Origin of the sequence: Bacillus sp. UNCCL81 (assembly GCF_900112535.1) — a bacterium.
GTDB classification, from domain to species: Bacteria; Bacillota; Bacilli; order Bacillales; family Bacillaceae_G; genus Gottfriedia; species Gottfriedia luciferensis_B.
The window spans coordinates 150972-170105 of sequence record NZ_FOMF01000008.1; the positions used below are offsets into that span (position 1 = coordinate 150972).

Genomic DNA, 19134 nt, shown 5'->3' on the forward strand with positions numbered 1-19134 from the left:
CCATTTATTTGCTGACTCATACTATTAATATAGTGAAGGAGTTGATGCACTTTGAAGGAAAATGAAACAATCCCTTTTATTCAGGACTTAAAAGATGAATTTCATTCAAGTGCTGATTTTCAATACCGAAAATTTATATGTGATGGTAAAGTTCTTCATCTTTGCTATTTAGATACGATGATAGACTCTGATGATGTTCAAACCCATTTACTACAAAAAATCATCTATAATCCAAAAGAAGATAAAGTAGAATCCAGTGTTTTACAAACGATGGAATTACATTCGAAAGAAGATTGCATTCAAGCAATAATTGATGGCAATGTAGCTATTATTTATGGAGAAAAAGGAATTGCCTTTTCGATATCTCAAAAAATTGATCGTTCGATTGAAGAATCTAGTTCAGAACGTGTTATTGCTGGAACGCACGATAGCTTCGTTGAAAGTTTAAAAACAAATACTACATTAATCCGAAAAAGAATTCGCTCTAAAGAACTTGTCATTAAAAATATGACATTAGGGTCACAGTTTCCTACTACTCTTTCATTGTTTTATATTAATACGCTAATTCCAAAAAACATGATAGAAAAGTTAGAGAAAAACTTAAAAACCCTTGAATCTAAACCTTATGTAGAATCTATCCAAGTACATACTTTACTAGAGGAATCTCCTTTTTCGCCATTCCCTCAAGTAATGCGTACAGAGAGACCTGATCGTACATTTCAGCATTTATTAAAAGGTAAGCCAGCAATAATACTAGATAACGACCCAAATGCATTATTATTTCCTTCTAATTTATATAGTTTTTTTCAAAGTCCCGAGGATTTTAATTTACGGTGGTTGCTTGGCGTATTTTTTTATGCAATTAGGATTATTGCTTTTTGGATGTCCGTCTTATTACCAGCATTCTATATAGCAGTTACTGCATTTCATTCAAATATTTTACCAATTGGAATATTTTATACTCTTAAATTATCGGTAGAAAATGTACCTTTACCTCCGCTTTTAGAAGCCCTTACGATGCAAATTTTCTTAGAGCTTTTAAGAGAAGCATCCTTACGTTTACCACAAGCAGTAGGTTCAACAATTGGTACGGTTGGTGCGATTGTGATTGGAACATCTATTGTCCAAACAAATTTAATATCAAATTCAATGATTGTAGTAATAGCCTTAACCGCTGTTGCATCTTTTACAATTCCAGTGAAAGAAATGTCAACGGCTGCAAGATTAATTGGCCTTCCACTTACAATACTAGCTTCAATATTTGGATTTTTAGGGATCTCCTTTGGAATGTTAATGATTGTCTGCCATCTTTCTAAAATCAAGTTGTTCGGCGAGCGTTATGTTGAAAATCCAGGCTTTAAAGAATTTACACTTCTTAATAGTAAAAAGGTAAAAAAACATGATTAAAAATAAACACTTATTCTTTATCATTCTGACTACACAATTTGGTGTTACGATTTCTCAACTACCTTATACTGTTTATAAAAAAGCCGGACCTGATGGATGGATTTCAGTTTTGCTGACAGGTGTCTTCATCCAAGTTCTTTTGTTCATCTATTACAGCTTGTATAAGTCATTTCCAGATAAAGCCTTTACTGAGTATACAAAAACGTTAATGACTACTTATATTGGCAACTTCATTAATGCTTGTTATTTTTTATACTTTTTTTATATTTGTATCAAATTATCAATCGAGTTTGTTGACGTTATTAATAATTGGATGTTTCCAAATACTCCTCCTTGGATTATTTTCTGTCTATTCATACTTACAGCAATTTTTATTGCCAAAGAAGATATTCAAACGATTGGACGAACTTTTTTATCCTTTTCGTTTATCTTTATTTTTGTCATTCTCTTTTTAATGTTTGCTTATAAAGATGCTCATTTTGGTAGATTACTTCCAGTTGGCGGTAGTGGGATTAGAAAGATCAGCTCGGGAATGAGCTCATCATTTGTAAACATGTTAGGATTTGAAGTGTTTCTCTTCCTATCCACTCATTTTGAAAAGACAAAAAAGAAGCTATTTACTATTTCAATGGCCAACCTAGTTTCAACAATCTTATTTACATTTGTTGTATTGACATGCTATGTATCACTAAGTCACTACCAAAGTACAAAGATAACGTACCCAATACTCTATATTATCAAAGGCTATCAGCTACAAATGGTCGAAAATCTTCATATTATTTTACTAAGTTTTTGGACAATCATAATCGCTTTATCAATTATTATTTATTTCTATATTCTTAGCGATGGCATTCTAAAACAGTTCAAAACTAAATTTCAAAATCGCACTTTAATTGTTATCGTCATCTCTTTCATTTTGATTTGTACATATCCTATATTTTCAATACCAATTATAGACAAAATACAATTTCTACGAATCAGTATATACTTTGACACTATTTTCATCATCGTCATTCCGTGCCTATTATTTATCGTAAATAAAGTAAGAAGGTTGATAACTTGATAAAAAAATTAACCAGTTTGCTCTCCCTACTTTTCGTTACTGTAATATGTACTGGTTGCTGGGATCAGAGACCAATAAAAGATCGAATGTTAATTAATGGACTAGGTTTTGACATTAAACAAGATCATAAAATTGAATTAAATGCTTCAATTTTAAATATTATTGGTAAAGGAACTGGGGCATTTGATTTAGAAAATGAATTAATTACTACAGAAGCAGATTCAATAACTGATGCCGCAGTGAAAGTTCAAACGGTTTTACCTGGTGGAATTGAAACTGCTAAAACAAGACTTTTCTTATTAGGAGAAGATTTCTCGAAAGAAAAATTCCAATTTATCTTAGACCAGTTTAACCGTACTCCATTTACAAATGTAAATGTGAATGTTGTTGTAACGAACAAACAACAAGCAAAAGATATTCTAACATTAGAAAACGTGAATAAACCAATTTCATTTATTATTAATGAAACAGTGGATCGAGCAAAAAGATTATCAATTATTCCAAATATGGATCTTCAGAAAGTATTTACACTGATTACAGATGTTGGGATTGACTTAGTATTACCTGTAATTGATGAAACAAAGGATAAACATGCTGGTGTGTTAGGAGCTGGACTATTTCATAAAGGATCTTACACTGGTAAATATATTGAAAAATCTGATGCTCCGTTAATGTTGATGATGATGGATCAGTTTAACACTACTAGTTTACTCTCTACTAGGATAGAAAAAGAAAATTCAAATGTATCACCATACAATATTCTATCCTACGAAATACGCAGGCCTTCGAGAAAATTGATTGTCCATGCGTCAAATACTAAAATTGATGTTGATATTCCAATAAAAGTAAAATTAAGAATTGCTGAATCTACAAATAGACAACATTTATCTAAAAAAGAAATAAAGTCAATGATTGAAAAAGATTTAAATAAAAGAGCAAAAGACGTAATTAAGCAAACTCAACAAGCAAATAGCGATGTTATAGGTGTTGGACGATACATTAAGGAGCATAATCCTAACCTATGGAAATCATTGGACTGGGACAAAAAATATCCTACAATTCAAATCCATCCAAAATTTAATATTTATATATCAAGTACAGGGGTTCTTGAAACATAAAAAAACAGAAAAATCTTAATGATTTTTCTGTTTTTTTATGTTTATTAAAATTTAATTTTTGATGATAAAACATACTAGCTTGTCTAACAAAGTCTAATTCTATGGTGTTTAAAGTTTGAACTGCAAATAAGGGATGCATCTGCGCAAATAAAGGATGAAAAGTTGCAAATAAACAGCGGACTGCAAATAAAATCTGAAAATCGCAATTAAAATTGGCAAAACTGCAATTAAAAATAGAGAATCGCAATTAAAATTTGTAAAACTGCAATTAAATCCGAGAGAATCGCAAATATGAATAGAAATTACCCATACCAGTAAAGGTAATATGACCTTAAAATTGTAAGATTGTTGATACTTTCGATTGGAAAACCCTTTAATTCATACAAAATCGAATAAAAAAATTGATAAAAACCACCTACATTTTCTTTAAATCTCAACTACAAATGAAAACGCATCTGAGATACCTCCCACTACTACCAGGAACACGAAACGTAAGTACATTAAAATTGATGCGTTCTTTTTACAAATAAAGGGGACGCCCCTGTGTCAGTTAAACCGACTTTCTAGGACAGCCCCATTTTCAGACTAAATATCGTATATTGCCTAAGCTTTTTTTAAAAATTCATCAATGATTGAAATTTGCTCATTCGTATTTAATGCAGGTGCATGACCAACTTTAGGTATTGTTTCCATTTGAAACTTCTGGGTTTCCTTCATTTTTAATGCTACATCAAGTGGCAAGACATCCGAAACTTCTCCTCGAATAAGTAAAATTTTTGATTGAATAGCCTCCCAGTAATTCCACAAAGTTAAATCTTCTGTATGCTGAAATTGTAAAGCAATCTTTGGATCATAATCAGGGCCAATTCCACCCTCATCTCTTCTACGGCAAGAGTTTTGCGTAAAATCATTCCATTCTTCTTCGCTCGAAACACCGAATGAATGATAAATTAATTTATAGTAATTCTTCAATTCAGTAAATGTTTTAAATTGAGGTGGTGTTCCAACATAGCTAATAATTCTCTTAATTCCTTCAATATCTTGTGGTTGGTTTTCTGAAGCTCCTGCCCCAATATCATTTAATGCTAAATGGGAAATACGATTTAGATGTTTCGGCGTACCAGCAAGTCGCATTCCAATTGCTCCACCCATCGAAGTCCCTACCCAACGAACTTGTTCAATTTCTAAACGGTCTAATAAACCAATCGCTATATTTACATAGTTTTCAAAACAGTAATCTTGCTCAGGAGAGGTGCTCCACTGACTTAATCCTCGTCCTATCGTATCTGGGCAAATTACATGATAATCCTTAGCTAAATGACGAGCTAAAATATCAAAATCCCTACCATTTCTAGTTAAACCATGCCAGCAAACAACTGTTGGATTTTTTCTTTCTCCCCATTCTGCAAAATGAAGCTCCATTCCATTAATCGATTCAAACCGAGACTCAGGATAGAAAATATTAATCACTCCATTCATTTTAGTGTCCACTTTATGTAATATTCGATTTTTATAAAAATATCCCTATAAAAACTAGAGAGAAAATACTGAAAAGATTCGGGTCTATTTAAATAATAATAATGACAAATACAACACAATCATGAATATTAAAAAAGAAAATAGAATTGATACAAGAATAATTGAATTATGAGTAGGTAAAAATTTTCCATTTTGAATTTCTTTCCGCTTTTTACTGTACTGAATAGTAGCTAATACACCCGTAATAAAACCAACAACACATGCATATATGCCAAGAAAAATTGCTAATGTATTAATGAATTGGTTATCACTAATTTTAATTGTAAAGTGTAGTGACGTTGTTAAAAACCCTACACCAGTAATTGAGATTGCAGTTCGCAACCATGCTAAATATGTCCTTTCATTAGCTAGATGCTGTTGTGCATATTTAACACTTTCATCTGATAAATCATTTACTTTACTTAAAGAGACCATATTAAATTACCCCAATCAAAGATTTATAGAGTGATAAACTTAACGAAAACATATCTTAGTTTTAGTTTAATCTTTAATATTTAAGATTTAGTAAAACTTAGATTACGTTTTGATAAAATTGAAATGGGGTAAAGTAAATCTATATTATTTACGAAGGAGTTAACAGAAGACTTCTATATAAATAGAACAAATAACAGCATTAGTATTAGCTATCAAAAATAAAACGATCAAAAAGATGGTAATTCAGTCCATCTTTCTGACCGTTCAATCTAACTATTTTTCTGTTTGTTGAAATTCGTTTTGAACCTTTTCCAAAAGGTTTTTTTCGGTAATTAAACGATAGCCTGTAAGAGCCAATGCTTTTGCCCCCGTTACTAGAGCATGATCACCAAGTGGCGACCTTGCAGCTTCACGGAATTCATTCGTATGAGCTATTAAATCATCAGGTCCAATTTTAATATATGCGTGAGAAGTAGGAACAACATGGCTTACGTTTCCTGCATCAGTGGATCCAAGACCACCGCTTTTGCCATTTACTTCTTCACCCAATAGGCTTAGTTCTTCACCTACAATCTCATCAAGAGATTGATTGATAATAAAATCATGGACTTCATTTTGGAATCTTTCAATTTTCACTGTACTACCAGTTGCAAGTGCTGCTCCTTCGGCAATATTTCGAATTTTAGTTGATACTTCCTCTGTACGCTTCCAAGTACTGGCACGGATGAAAAATCTTGCTGAAGCATATTCTGGAATAATATTTGGTGCATCGCCTCCATGAGTAATAATTCCGTGTATGCGTACATCACTAGAAAGTTGCTGACGAAGGGCATTAATTCCATTGAATAATTGGATTACTGCATCTAAAGCATTAATTCCATGTTCTGGTGATCCAGCAGCATGGGCAGCTCTTCCATAAAAATGGAAGTCTAATGGATCTACTGCCAAAGTTGGACTCGATAAACCTGTTTTACCACTTGGGTGGAGCATAAGTGCTGCATCAACACCTTCTAGTAATCCGTGTTTTACGAAACTCCCCTTAGCGCTTCCATTTGGTCCCCCCTCTTCTGCAGGTGTTCCAAATATGACAACCTCTCCTCCGGTCTCAGAAATAACTTCAGCAAGAGCGATTCCTGCTGCCACACTTGTTGTTCCAATAATATTATGTCCGCATGCATGACCAAGACCAGGTAGTGCATCGTATTCTGCTAAAAAAGCGATGGTCGGTCCTTGCTTAGATGACTTTTTCCTTGCTACAAAGCCTGTTTCATGCCCCGCTATATTACGTGTTACATCGAAACCAGCTTCTACTAGAATTTTAGTATGTGTTTCTGATGCAAAAAATTCTTGATTGCCAATTTCAGGTTTCTCATGAATCTTGTGGCTAATTTCAAGATAAACTTCCTTCGATTCCTCAATACTTTTCACAATTTGTTCTCTTTGTGTTTCAATTTTAACTGTCATTTAAACTGATCTCCCTTCCATTCTTTTAAATAAGCATGAACTAGCTTTATAGATTTTTAATTTTATCAACCGAAATGACTACTGGAACCGTAGCGCCTTTGTCACGTTTAATAATGTAATCATGAACTTCTTTTGATTGATAAGCCTTTACAATCTTTGAAAAATCCTTGTCATTTTTATTCTTCGTACGAGATGCAATAACATTGATATACGGCATAGCTGCTTTATCATTTGGATCTTCTTTATAAAGTGGATCGTTTGCAGGGTCTAAGCCTGCTTGAACGGCAAATCCATTATTGATGATAGCTGCTGCCACATCATCCAATGATCTAGCTGTTTGCCCTGCAGCAATCGGTTTGATTTTTAGATGCTTAGGATTTTCTTTAATTTGTTCAATACTTCCTTTAGGGTCAAAATTATCTACTAAACTAATTAACTTTGAAGATTGTAATAGTTTAAGTGCACGGCCTGCATTCGTAACATCATTTGGTATCGTAATAGTTGCTCCATCTGGAATATCACTTAACTTTTTAAACTTATGTGAGTAAATTCCCATTGGCGCAATCACCGTCGAGCCAATCGCAGAAATATCTAAATTATGATCACCTTTAAATTGGTTCATATACGTAATCGTTTGAAAAGCATTTAAATCAAGACTACCGTCATTAAGTGCTGTGTTAGGTTGAACATAATCTGAAAATGAAATAATTTTCAATTTAATGCCTTCACTTTTTACTTGTTTTTGTACAATATTCCAAAGTTCATAGTCATCACCGTTAATACCAATCTTAACCGTTCTCTCCTTTCCGTTACCTGATGATGCTTTAGAACCACATGCTGATAATACCGAAACCGTTAATAATAATGCTGCAAAAATAGTAAAAAACTTTTTCATCCTCTTTTCCTCCTTACATATCTTGACCACGTATTTCCTAAACTTTGTATGAGTTGAACAATAACTACTAGTAATACAACTGTAATGACAATAACCAATGTTTCAAAGCGCTGATAACCATATGTAATAGCTAAGTCACCTAATCCCCCAGCACCAACGGCACCAGCTGCCGCAGTCGATCCAATCAATCCAATCGTTGCAGTTGTAAATGATAGAATCAACGATGGAATCGCTTCAGGTAAAATAAACTTCAAGATGATTTGAAACTTTGTTGCTCCCATTGAATAGGCTGTTTCTAGCACCCCTTTATCAACTTCTAGCATGGAATTCTCAATCAATCTTGCCAAATAAGGTCCTACAAAGATTGAAAGCGGAACAATTGCTGCAATTACACCAATGGACGTTCCCGTCAATAATCTAGTAAACGGTATAATGGCAACTAGTAAAATAATAAATGGTACAGATCGAACAATATTTATAATGGTATTTAACAACGTAAATAAAGGTTTGTTTTCCATTATATGACCTGGCCTTGTTACAACTAGGATTATACCCAACGGCAATCCTATGATTGTGCCAAAAATAAATGACCCTAGCACAGTTAGAAATGTATCTTGAGTTGCCTGCAAAAACTGCGGCCAAAAGAATTCCCAATTAAGCTCCATTTAACTCAACCTCCCTTACGTCTATCCCCTTTTCCGAAATAAATTTTATAGCTTTTGCGCTTTCCTCTTTTGTTCCTTCTAGTGCCACAAGCAAATTCCCATAAGGTCTTTCTTGTAGCTCTGTAATGGATCCATAAAGAATATTTAAATGGATATCGAATTTTTTAAGAACCTCTGATAATAATGGGTTACCTGCCTTGTCACCTAGGAAGACTAATTGATAATATTTTCCCTTTGATAATGATTTCGATAACTTAGATGGCACCTCATTTTGTAATACTGTGTTAACAAAATTCTTTGTAATACTTTTTTGTGGATTCGTAAATACGTCGTAAACATTACCTTCTTCTACAATTTCACCATTATCAATGACGGCCACTTTATCGCATAGATCACGAATTACACTCATTTCATGGGTAATAAGGAAAATTGTAAGATTATAGGATTTATTTACCTTCCTTAAAAGCTCTAATACATTCTTTGTTGTTTCAGGGTCTAATGCAGATGTAGCTTCATCACATAGCAAAAGATCTGGATCTGTTACGAGTGCCCTTGCAATCCCCACTCTTTGCTTTTGTCCTCCCGATAAGTGGCCCGGAAATACATCTTGCTTCCCTGTAAGTCCTACAAATTCAATTAACTCCATTACCTTTTCCTGGACATCTCGTTTCTTTTTTCCTTCTAGATATAGCGGCATTGCTATATTATCAAATACCGTTTTGGCAGAAAGTAGATTAAAGTGTTGGAAGACGACACCAATTTTTCTACGTGTCTTACGTAACTCTTCATCTTTTAATTTCATTAAGTCCAATCCATCAATGAAAACTGATCCTTCTGTTGGCTCCTCAAGTCTATTTAAACAACGAATCAATGTACTTTTTCCTGCTCCGGAAAAACCAATGATCCCAAAGATCTCTCCTTTCTCAATTTTCATATTAATATTATTTATAGCTTTAATTGGTGGTCTTCCAGGATAAACCTTGGAGACATTTTTAATTTCAATCAAATTACTTCCCCCAATGCAAGTTATTTCAATTCACTATAACTAAGTAAACAGATTTGAAAACTAGGTTTTATAACTATATATCCCCCTTTTTCTCCTATGGCACCTCATCAAAAAACCCCTCTTCTTATCCAAGAAAACAGATAAGAAGAGGGGTTATAATATATAAGCCACTTTACTTCTTATCTTTCAAATCGCATGAACGATTTGCAGGAATTAGCACGGTATTTGTTACGAAACAACAAACCCGTTGCCGAGGTATCGCAGGGCCAGTCCCTCCACCTCTCTGGATAAGTAATAGAATTTATTAAGTTTTTAAATTATTGTGTTCATGTTATCTCTCTTTTTATAATCCGTCAAGAACTATTTTTAAATTTTTTAGTCAAAATTGAGTTTTGATAATAGTAATTTTATTAAACACACTGTTTGGCATAAGTCTTAGGTCCTTCATATTCAAATCAAGAAACTTATTTCATAAACCGTTTGGAATAGGTCTAGATACACATTTTTTAGTTTTTATTAGTAATTCATTTAAAAGAAGGAAAAAAAGCAGACAAGGATAGAACTTGTCTGCTTTTTTGAATTGTGCCTACCATAATGTAGGCTTTACCACCATGAACCATAGCATGATCATCAAAAGAACGATGTAAATCCAGATAGATCGACGAAGCTTCTGAATCAACATTCTCCCGTCATGGGTTGGTTCACTGAATTTCCGAATGGTCGGTGAAAAGGCTCTAGCTAGGAAAAATAATGAACTCACCAAAAGAAGAATAGTCATCACAATCCAAGATGTTTTCCACGACCAATGGCCCGCTAGTACCAACAAGATCCCTGATCCAACCAGTACATGCCCAGCATGCTTTGCCAATCTGACAGCAAACCGGAATACATCCAAATAGCTCTGTTGTATCGCGGACTGTGTGGTATGCAGCTTTTTAAGTATAGGAATCAATACAAAAAAAGGACCAATCGATAAAATTACACTAGCAATATGTATGTAAAGAAGCAGTCTATACAGCATAAAAATTAATCTTGGATGAGACGAAACTCATGAACCCATACCCTCATTTTTGGCAGCCAAGGCATTCCAGGATGGATTGATAAGATCGATTGCTTATACTCTTCCACTGTCGCATAGCCTTCTTGCTTAGCATCCTCATCTGTTAATTCACCAAGGGATTGAGAATAAACTTTTTCAACAACATACTGGTGATTTTGAAGGGTCATCACTTCCCCAACATCTGCATATCTTCCGTTTCGGCGAGTAGCAGTTTTTTGTCCTGCTAATACCTTTTTGACATCCTCTTGAAGAGTAACAAGGCGTTCAATCGTACATGTTTTTGGTGGTAAAGCGTTCGTTTCATTTTGATTTGACATTTAATCCATTCTCCATTTCATTTTAATTTTATAGTTAAGTCTATTAAAAAAAACGACTAGTTCCATTTTAATTAAATTAGTACATGATTAGCAAATTTTATTTAAGAATATTGCAATAAGTACCACCATAATAGGGACCAATAAAAAAACAGAAAAACTCCCAAGATAGTTTTTCTGTTTTTTACAGTTAATACTCATTCAGCTAATCCATGATTTAATAATCGTAATCCAAATCTTCAAAGCGGTAAAACCAATTAATACTGCCAGAATTCCTCGTAAAACCTGCGTTTTTGTTTTTTTGCCTATTTTTGCTCCTAATGGTGAGGCAATTAAACTTGCAATAACAACAATAATTGTAGGCAAAATTTCAACCTGACCAGTAGAGATTTTCCCAATCGTTACGCCTATTGAAGAGATAAATGTAATGGCTAATGACGAAGCAATTGTCACACGAGTTGGTATTTTTAAGATTGTTAACATGATTGGTACTAACAGAAATGCTCCTCCTGCACCAACAATACCCGCACTAATTCCAACGATAAATGCCAAACCTGAAGCAAGCCAAACATTAATTGAAATTTGACCATCTGCTGACATCTCGACGTTTTTTCTAGGAATAAACATTAAAACGACCGCAATCATTGCTAAAATACCATAAACAAGGTTAATACCATGTTCTGAAAGTAGATTTGAACCAAATCCACCAAGAAAACTTCCTATTAGTACACTTATTCCCATACTTAATATAACTTTTTTATTTAAATAACCGCTTTTACGATAACTTAATACCCCACCTAAAGTTGCAAATACTACTTGGACAGCACTTATACCTGAGACTTGATGTGGTGTAAAAGCAGCAAATCCTAATAATGGAGGGATAAATAAGAGCATTGGATAATTTATAATCGCTCCACCAATTCCTACCATCCCTGAAATAAAGGACCCAAAAAAACCAACTAAGAAAAGTACTAAAATTAAGGTCCATTCCATTTTAAGTCCCCCTATAATAGAAAAGGAGATGTGACTCTTAACTCTCCTTTTCATATTAATCTTTTAACTTATCCCTTTTTAATCCAAAATTTTAAAACATTGTCTTCTTCTGTATAATTTAATAATTCGTGTCCACCTGATTTAGCCCAAGCTGCAAGGTCGTTTTTAGCACCTTTATCAGTTACATGAATTTCAAGTACTTCGCCTGCTTCAATCTCTGCAATTGCTTTTCTTGTTTTTACAATTGGAATTGGACATGCTAAACCTTTTGCATCTAATAATTTTGTAGTTTTCATTCTATTCTCCTCCAAGTCTCATTATCGTACTGCACAGCGATTTGGACCAATTTCCATTTCTCTCTGTTTTTCTTCATTTAAATTAATTTTGCCCATATTCACTTCACGGATTTCTTGATATGAGTTGGGTTGTGGAGGTAAGTTCTCAGTTACTAATTTTCTAAACTCACTTTCACTCTCAATGTTCAATCCATGATTCTGATCAAATAAATATCCTAGTTTCTTATAAACACTACCATCTTCGTTCAATTCACTAATCACCATAAAATGTGATGGAAGCACAATTAATTCAAGCGATAAATTTCGGTATTTTTTATAAAGGGTTTCGCGTAAGTCCCCTACCCAATCCTCTGCCATACCAGCAAGATCAGGTCTACCAATTGAATCGATAAATAAAATATCACCAGAAAGTAAGAACTTTTCATCAATAACAAATGAAGTTGATCCGATTGTATGACCTGGTGAATAAAGAGCCTCGATATTGATTGACGTTTCACCAATCAATACCTTATTACCATCTTCTAATGGACTATATTCAAAAGTAACTTCTTTAGCATCCTTTGGCGGTAACCAGTATGTTGCTCCCGTAATCTCAGCAATTTTTCTACCACCAGAAATATGATCTGCATGAAGGTGAGTATCAAATACATTTGTGATTTTTGCGTTCTTTGTATTTGCAAAATCAATGTAGAGATCCGTCATTCGAGTAGAATCAAATATAGCTGCCTCATTATTTGAGATAACCATATAGGATAAACATCCCTTGCCGATTCTGACAAATTGATACAGCTCTCCACCATTTTTCAAATCTGCAATTTTTACTGGTTCTAGATGTTCACTCCACTCTTTCATTCCGCCTTTAAGGTAAGCTACGTCTAGTCCCTCGTCTGAAAGCATCTCTGCAATCATGATGGAAGACCCTTCTTTAGCACACACAACTAAAACATCTTTACTTGTAGGTATCTTATCTAAAATATCTTCAACCCCATCAAGTAAATCAAAATAAGGTATATTTAAATGTTCAAAATTTGAACCTTCAATTTTCCAATCGTTATAACCATCAGTATTTCGTACATCTAGAATAAATAGTTCTTCTTTATCAAATATTTTTTTTGTAATCTCTTTTGCAGACATTGCTGTGACTGCCATATCTTATACCCCCTATAGTATAATTTCATTCAAAAAAAATTAGATTAACCTTTTATGCTCGTTGTTTTCCCAGACCATTCAGTCATTCCAGGAATGACATTAAATACATTAGTAAAACCGCTAGAAAACAGTAATTGAGCAGCAAGATCACTACGGTTTCCAGTTCTGCAAACAATATATATTTCATTATCTTTATTTAATTCTGTCATACGGTTCTCCAATTCACCTAAAGGGATTGATACCGCATTTGGTATATGATTAAATACATATTCTGCTTCTTCTCTTACATCTAAAACGATTATATTTTCGTTTTGTAGCTTTTGATTTAATTGATCGTTCGAAATGACGTTTTCAAATCTTTTTTCAATTGTATTTTCATCTGAAGATTTTCTTAAATAATGAAGTAATACTTCTCCATTTTCAATTGTACCTAAATATTGATTTCCAGTGCTTTCCGCCCAAGCTTTAATGTCTGCTTTTGAACCTTTATCAGTCGCTTGAACCTCAATCACTTGTCCATTATCTAGATCCTTCATTGCTTTTCTAGTCTTTACAATCGGCATTGGACAAGCTAATCCTTTTGCATCTAATTTCATGTTAGTTTTAATGAACTCCATATTATGACCTCCGCACTTATGATACCACCTAGGGTATTAATTTAATCAAAAAAATTATTCTACGTTTCCTTCCCAAGAAAGCATTCCGCCTACCATGTTTTTAACGTTAAACCCTTGAGATTGAAGGAATTCCGTTGCACGCCCACTTCGAGCACCTGAACGACAAACCATAATATATTCTTTTGATTTATCTAATTCATGTAATCGAAATTCGATTAACCCAAGTGGAATATGAATTGCTTCATGGATTTTTCCAGCTGCAACTTCATCTACCTCACGTACATCGATAATATTTACTTCTTTTCCAGTTTTCAATTCATTTTCAAGCTCAATCGCAGTAATTTCATTCATGTCATTCAAATCCTTTCTAATTAAATAAATAAGTTAACTTGACCTTCTTCTGCTTCACCTAAGTAGGCTGCAACACCAGCATATTGAATATTCTCTAATAACTCTTCGGTTTGTAGACCTAACAGATCCATTGTCATTGTACATGCTACTAAATTTATATCTTGTTCTTGGGCCATTTCAATTAATTGTGGCAAAGGAACTGCATTATGCTTTTTAATAATATCCTTAATCATTTTTGGACCGAAACCAGCAAAGTTCATTTTAGAAAGTCCCATTTTATCAGCGCCTCTAGGCATCATCTTTCCAAACATCTTTTCAATAAAACCTTTTTTTGTTGCTACATGTTCACTTTTTCGTAAAGCATTTAGTCCCCAAAATGTATGAAAAATGGTTACTTCATGATCAAAAGCTGCTGCACCGTTCGCAATAATATAGGCGGCCATTGCTTTATCATAATCTCCACTAAATAAAATGATATTTGTTTTCTTAGTTGTCATATTCCTTCTCCTTCTCGTTCTTTATACCCATTGGGGTATATTAAAAAACAAAAAAATATATTATATCTTATATATACTATTACCCCTATGGGTATATGATATTAAAAATAAAAAATGGTGTCAAACCATTTCTTCTTATCTACTTTTTACAAGTAAGTTTACTGCTTCCTTCACTAAATCTTCGGCATCTTGCCCGTTTTCATTCGCATTTCGGACACAATCAACTAAATTTGAGCTTACTATTACGCCAATCGTACGATCCAAAGCTGATTTAACTGCTGATAACTGTGTAATGACATCTTTACAGTCTTTATCTTCTTCCATCATTTTTAAAATTCCACGAATCTGTCCCTCAATTCGCTTTACTCTATTTTTTACTGGATCATCATAATTCATTAAATCACCCCTAACTTATAAAACTAAGCTTAACCATTTTTTTAAGAATATATGTGCGATATTCTTACTTAAAATATATACCCCACAGGGTATATTGTCAACCATTTAATTTTATATAAATTAGTCTTCTTTTAGTAAGTTAAAAGTAGATATGTAAAAAAAGATCACAATAATGTAATCTTTTTTTTCAAAGTTTTGCAATATAAAACAGTTTAAACGGAAAAACAATATTAAGTGGAACATTATTAATGTTAAATTTAGTGATTTATTATTTAATGTTAAACTATAGTAATTGTTTTTTTCAGAAGTTAAAAATATTAGAACAAATTTTAGATAAAATAATTTCAAATGATACTATATATAAGTTGGTGCTCGTGCTCGATTGACCTCAAACTGATTAACTATCTGTTATATTGCACTAAGTAAAGGATATTAAATTATGTTCTTATCATAAACTTTTTTTGATGGATTAGTTGATTGGAATGGAGGGATGCTCGACTCCTATGGGATATGCGGGAAGGCTAAAGACCCCGCAGGCTTGCCGAGGAGGCTAAAGAATCTCGCCCCATGGAAAGCGAGCATCCTGTAATGGAAATCAACATCATTCTACTCCTTTTACGAAAACTTGATAATTAATTGACAAGATTGTTTTTCAAGCGTTACCTTGAAATTTTAAGATTTTACAGTCATCCCCATCTCAAAATAAGTACCTACTTCCATAACTGCTTCGTCTTTATGAATAAAGTCATTTTTCTCTTTTAAATAAAGATAATCATTAGACCATTCGCCAATGTTTTGAATTATATCTTTTAAAGCATTAGTGAATATGACTACTTCTTCATTCGTAGTCGTTGGATGGACACTCATGCGAATCCAACCAGGCTTTACGCTAATATTGCCATTATCGATTTCATCTGTAATTGCTTTAGACATTTCTCTTGTAATATTCAGTAGCATATGTCCATAAGTACCCGCACATGAACAACCACCTCGTACTTGAATACCGTAACGGTCATTTAACAATCTAACTACTAAATTATGATGAATATCTTTTAAATAAAAAGAATAAAAACCTAATCGTGGATTACTTGAATCTTCAAGTAAGACTACATTTTCAATTGTACGAAGCTCATCTAATACGATGTGTGCCAATTCTTCTTCACGATTTAATATATTCGCTGTACCCATTGCATTTTTTACTTTAATTGCAAGAGCTGTTCTAATTGTTTGCAGAAATCCTGGAGTACCGCCATCTTCTCTTTCACGAATATTGTTAATGTATTTTTTCTCCCCCCATGGATTTGTCCATTCAACAGTTCCTCCGCCTGGATGATCAGGGATTTTATTTTGATACATTGTAGAGTCAAATATCAAAACTCCACTACTACCAGGTCCTCCTAAAAATTTGTGTGGAGAAAACAGAATGGCATCTAGTTTTTCCATCGGATCACTAGGATGCATATCAATGTCAACATACGGCGCAGAAGCTGAGAAATCCACAAAACAAACGCCATTATATTCATGCAATAGTCTAGCTAGCTTATGATAAGGTGTAATTAATCCAGATACATTAGAACAAGCACTGAAAGATCCAATTAATTTTCGTTTATTTTTATAAAACTCAAGTCGATTTCTTAAATAGTTTAAATCGATTACATTATTAGTACAATTAGGTACAACTTCTACATCACAAATCGTTTCCAACCACGAAGTATGATTGCTATGATGCTCCATACTTGTTATAAAAACAACTGGTCTTTCTTCCTCAGGTATACTTAAACGGAAGTGGAAATTTTCATGTATTTTTAGGCCTAAAATGCGTTGAAATTTATTCATAACTCCAGTCATACCTGATCCATCCGTAATGATTGTGTCGGAAGCGCTTGCATTAACATGCTCTTTTATAATCTGTAATGCTTCATGATAACAATTCGTCATCGTGCTTCCAGTAATATTTGATTCAGTATGCGTATTTGCAACATACGGCCCAAAAGTTGAAAGTAATTTTTCTTCAACTGGTCCATATAACCTACCACTTGCAGCCCAATCCAAATAAATAATGTTCTTTTCACCAAATGGCGATAAGAATGTTTTTTCATTTCCAATAATCTCTTTTCTAAATTGTGAAAAATACTTTTCTAAATTCAATTTTATCGCTCCTAATGAGAAAATGTTGTGTGCTTTTTAATCGGAAGCTCTGTTTAGATAATTAAGATAAAACCGAGTATTCCAATACCCAATAGGGTATTATACAAAATGCACTGAAGCCAGTCCGCTCATGACGGAATGGCTTTTTTAAAGTAATTTATCAGTTTTAAAACAGAACCAATTAGAAAATATCTTGCGTCAAAATCTAAATAGAAAACTTATTTACATATACAAATATATGTCATATTATTCTGTATTAAAAGAATTTTTTCACTTTTAAAATATTAGTAAAATTTTACACTATCTATTTTATTTAAAAAGAGACCCTTTTTGATAGTACTCTTTCATCATTTTTTCTGGGACCATACTACCACCTGTAGCCCAAATGACATGGGTACTTTTTTCCATTTTTTTCGATAAATTATTTTTTAGTAAATAATCTTTGCCTTCTTTAAATAATTTAATTGGACCAATCATACCAGCTAGTGCCGACGGTTCTAAATAAAGATCCTCAGTATCAACTAACTCTTTTAACATGGTGTATAGTTTTTCATCACTTATTGTGTAGCTACCGCTTAAAAAAGGCTCGATGATTTTTCCTACAAAACCAGATGGTCTCCCTACAGCTAGGCCATCTGCATCCGTTTTATTATCAATGCCAAAATCTTGTACAGAAACTTGATCGTGAAGACCTGTCATTAATCCAATCAACATACAAGGAGAATGAGTTGGCTCAGCAAAAAAGAAATGAACATTATCTTTAAATAATAGTTTCAGACCAAATGCGACACCACCTGGTCCTCCTCCAACTCCGCAAGGTAAATAAACAAATAATGGATTATTTTCATCTATTGTAATGTCTAATTCTTCAAATTGCTTTTTTAAACGTGAAGCTGCTACTGCATATCCTAAAAATAAATCATTTGAATTTTCATCATCTACAAAATAACAATTAGGATCTGCTTCTGCTTGAGTTCGTCCTTCTTCTACTGCCTTACTATAATCCGCCTCGTATTCAATAACATTTACATTTTTACTTCTAAGTAAATCTTTTTTCCATTGCTTTGCATCCGCTGACATATGTACGGTTACTCTAAAACCTAACTTAGCACTAATAATGCCAATGCTCATACCTAAATTACCAGTGGACCCTACAGCAATTGAGTAGTTGGAGAAAAATTCTCTAAAAATATCACTATCTATTTTTGAGTAATCATCTTCAATCTTTAATAGATGATGCTTTATAGCTAGGCTTTCAGCATGCTTTAATATTTCATAAATGCCACCTCTTGCTTTAATTGATCCTGATATTGGCAAATGGCTATCACATTTTAAAAATAATTCTCCTAATATAGTTTGTTGGAAATTTTTCTCTAACGATTGTTTCATAGAAGGAATTTGTACCAAAGGAGATTCAATAATGCCGTTTGTATCTTTTGTTTCTGGAAAAACCTTTGAAATATATGGTGCAAACCTTTTTAATCGCTCATCCGCATCGTTTACATCATCTTGAGTAAGTGGTGACAGTTTCATTGCTTTTTGAAACGTCTCAAAATTTGGGTTCAACCAAAGATATTCCTCTAAGTTCATCAGTTTTTTTAGGGTTGGATAATTTTCTATATATGTCTGTATATCAATTCTTTCCATCTATATACCTCCTAGACTTAATCTGTTTATATGTAGTTTATCAGATATTATCACTTGAATAGCTTTGATTGTTAATCTTTTGTAAATTCACATGA

At 33.2% G+C, this 19134-nt stretch carries 20 protein-coding genes and 1 riboswitch; of the genes, 3 read left to right on the top strand and 17 right to left on the bottom strand.

The window, feature by feature from the left end; translation table 11 throughout:
- The first annotated feature begins 51 nt into the window (after positions 1-51).
- The 3 genes from BM319_RS17630 to BM319_RS17640 are packed head-to-tail and all read left to right on the top strand — an operon-like array spanning position 52 to position 3588.
- Positions 52-1407 (top strand): spore germination protein, encoded by a 1356-nt coding sequence (locus BM319_RS17630; RefSeq protein ID WP_091023894.1) that lies wholly within the window; start codon positions 52-54, stop codon positions 1405-1407.
- Positions 1400-2470 (top strand): GerAB/ArcD/ProY family transporter, encoded by a 1071-nt coding sequence (locus BM319_RS17635; RefSeq protein ID WP_091023896.1) that lies wholly within the window; start codon positions 1400-1402, stop codon positions 2468-2470. Before BM319_RS17630 ends, BM319_RS17635 begins: the two co-directional genes overlap by 8 nt.
- The gene (locus tag BM319_RS17640) at positions 2467-3588 is read left to right on the top strand and encodes a Ger(x)C family spore germination protein (protein WP_091023898.1); all 1122 of its coding nucleotides are present in this window, start codon (positions 2467-2469) and stop codon (positions 3586-3588) included. Before BM319_RS17635 ends, BM319_RS17640 begins: the two co-directional genes overlap by 4 nt.
- 603 nt (positions 3589-4191) lie before the next feature.
- On the opposite strand, the gene BM319_RS17645 is transcribed toward BM319_RS17640, so the two are convergent.
- The 17 genes from BM319_RS17645 to dsdA form a co-directional block, all read right to left on the bottom strand.
- Complete coding sequence (locus tag BM319_RS17645) at positions 4192-5067, bottom strand: alpha/beta fold hydrolase (RefSeq protein WP_091023900.1); 876 nt, start codon at positions 5065-5067, stop codon at positions 4192-4194.
- 84 nt (positions 5068-5151) lie between these two features.
- Positions 5152-5541, bottom strand: a complete 390-nt coding sequence (locus tag BM319_RS17650; protein WP_069033207.1) for a YidH family protein — start codon at positions 5539-5541, stop codon at positions 5152-5154.
- Between the two features lie 273 nt (positions 5542-5814).
- Positions 5815-7005, bottom strand: a complete 1191-nt coding sequence (locus BM319_RS17655; RefSeq protein WP_091023902.1) for a M20 family metallopeptidase — start codon at positions 7003-7005, stop codon at positions 5815-5817.
- A 46-nt stretch (positions 7006-7051) separates the two neighbouring features.
- Positions 7052-7900 carry a MetQ/NlpA family ABC transporter substrate-binding protein gene (locus BM319_RS17660; RefSeq protein ID WP_069033205.1) on the bottom strand — a complete coding sequence of 283 codons (849 nt, stop codon included), beginning with the start codon at positions 7898-7900 and terminating at the stop codon, positions 7052-7054.
- Entirely contained in the window at positions 7897-8565 is a 669-nt protein-coding gene (locus tag BM319_RS17665) for a methionine ABC transporter permease (protein ID WP_091023905.1), read from the bottom strand. The genes BM319_RS17660 and BM319_RS17665 overlap by 4 nt, the downstream gene beginning before the upstream one ends.
- A complete protein-coding gene (locus BM319_RS17670; RefSeq protein ID WP_091023907.1) occupies positions 8555-9571 on the bottom strand; it encodes a methionine ABC transporter ATP-binding protein in 1017 nt (338 codons plus the stop codon). Before BM319_RS17670 ends, BM319_RS17665 begins: the two co-directional genes overlap by 11 nt.
- Before the next feature lie 176 nt (positions 9572-9747).
- A riboswitch (SAM riboswitch) is annotated at positions 9748-9865 on the bottom strand.
- A 292-nt stretch (positions 9866-10157) separates the two neighbouring features.
- Positions 10158-10592, bottom strand: coding sequence for a hypothetical protein (locus tag BM319_RS25140; protein WP_091023909.1), 435 nt, complete (start codon positions 10590-10592; stop codon positions 10158-10160).
- Between the two features lie 5 nt (positions 10593-10597).
- Entirely contained in the window at positions 10598-10948 is a 351-nt protein-coding gene (locus tag BM319_RS17680; RefSeq protein WP_091023911.1) for an ASCH domain-containing protein, read from the bottom strand.
- Between the two features lie 198 nt (positions 10949-11146).
- The gene (locus BM319_RS17685; protein ID WP_069033200.1) at positions 11147-11938 is read right to left on the bottom strand and encodes a sulfite exporter TauE/SafE family protein; all 792 of its coding nucleotides are present in this window, start codon (positions 11936-11938) and stop codon (positions 11147-11149) included.
- Between the two features lie 68 nt (positions 11939-12006).
- Positions 12007-12234, bottom strand: a complete 228-nt coding sequence (locus tag BM319_RS17690; protein WP_069033199.1) for a sulfurtransferase TusA family protein — start codon at positions 12232-12234, stop codon at positions 12007-12009.
- A 21-nt stretch (positions 12235-12255) separates the two neighbouring features.
- Positions 12256-13383, bottom strand: a complete 1128-nt coding sequence (locus BM319_RS17695; RefSeq protein ID WP_091023913.1) for an MBL fold metallo-hydrolase — start codon at positions 13381-13383, stop codon at positions 12256-12258.
- Between the two features lie 44 nt (positions 13384-13427).
- Positions 13428-14000, bottom strand: a complete 573-nt coding sequence (locus BM319_RS17700; protein ID WP_069033197.1) for a sulfurtransferase TusA family protein — start codon at positions 13998-14000, stop codon at positions 13428-13430.
- A gap of 54 nt (positions 14001-14054) precedes the next feature.
- Positions 14055-14351: a rhodanese-like domain-containing protein gene (locus BM319_RS17705; RefSeq protein WP_069033196.1), complete on the bottom strand. Its 297-nt coding sequence runs from the start codon at positions 14349-14351 to the stop codon at positions 14055-14057.
- A 20-nt stretch (positions 14352-14371) separates the two neighbouring features.
- On the bottom strand, positions 14372-14848 hold the full coding sequence (locus tag BM319_RS17710) for a DsrE/DsrF/DrsH-like family protein (protein WP_069033195.1): 477 nt from the start codon (positions 14846-14848) through the stop codon (positions 14372-14374).
- A gap of 135 nt (positions 14849-14983) precedes the next feature.
- On the bottom strand, positions 14984-15244 hold the full coding sequence (locus tag BM319_RS17715; RefSeq protein ID WP_069033194.1) for a metal-sensitive transcriptional regulator: 261 nt from the start codon (positions 15242-15244) through the stop codon (positions 14984-14986).
- Positions 15245-15916: 672 nt separating this feature from the next.
- Entirely contained in the window at positions 15917-17392 is a 1476-nt protein-coding gene (locus BM319_RS17720) for an aminotransferase class V-fold PLP-dependent enzyme (RefSeq protein ID WP_091023915.1), read from the bottom strand.
- A 309-nt stretch (positions 17393-17701) separates the two neighbouring features.
- A complete protein-coding gene (gene dsdA, locus BM319_RS17725; RefSeq protein ID WP_091023917.1) occupies positions 17702-19039 on the bottom strand; it encodes a D-serine ammonia-lyase in 1338 nt (445 codons plus the stop codon).
- Positions 19040-19134 lie beyond the last annotated feature (95 nt).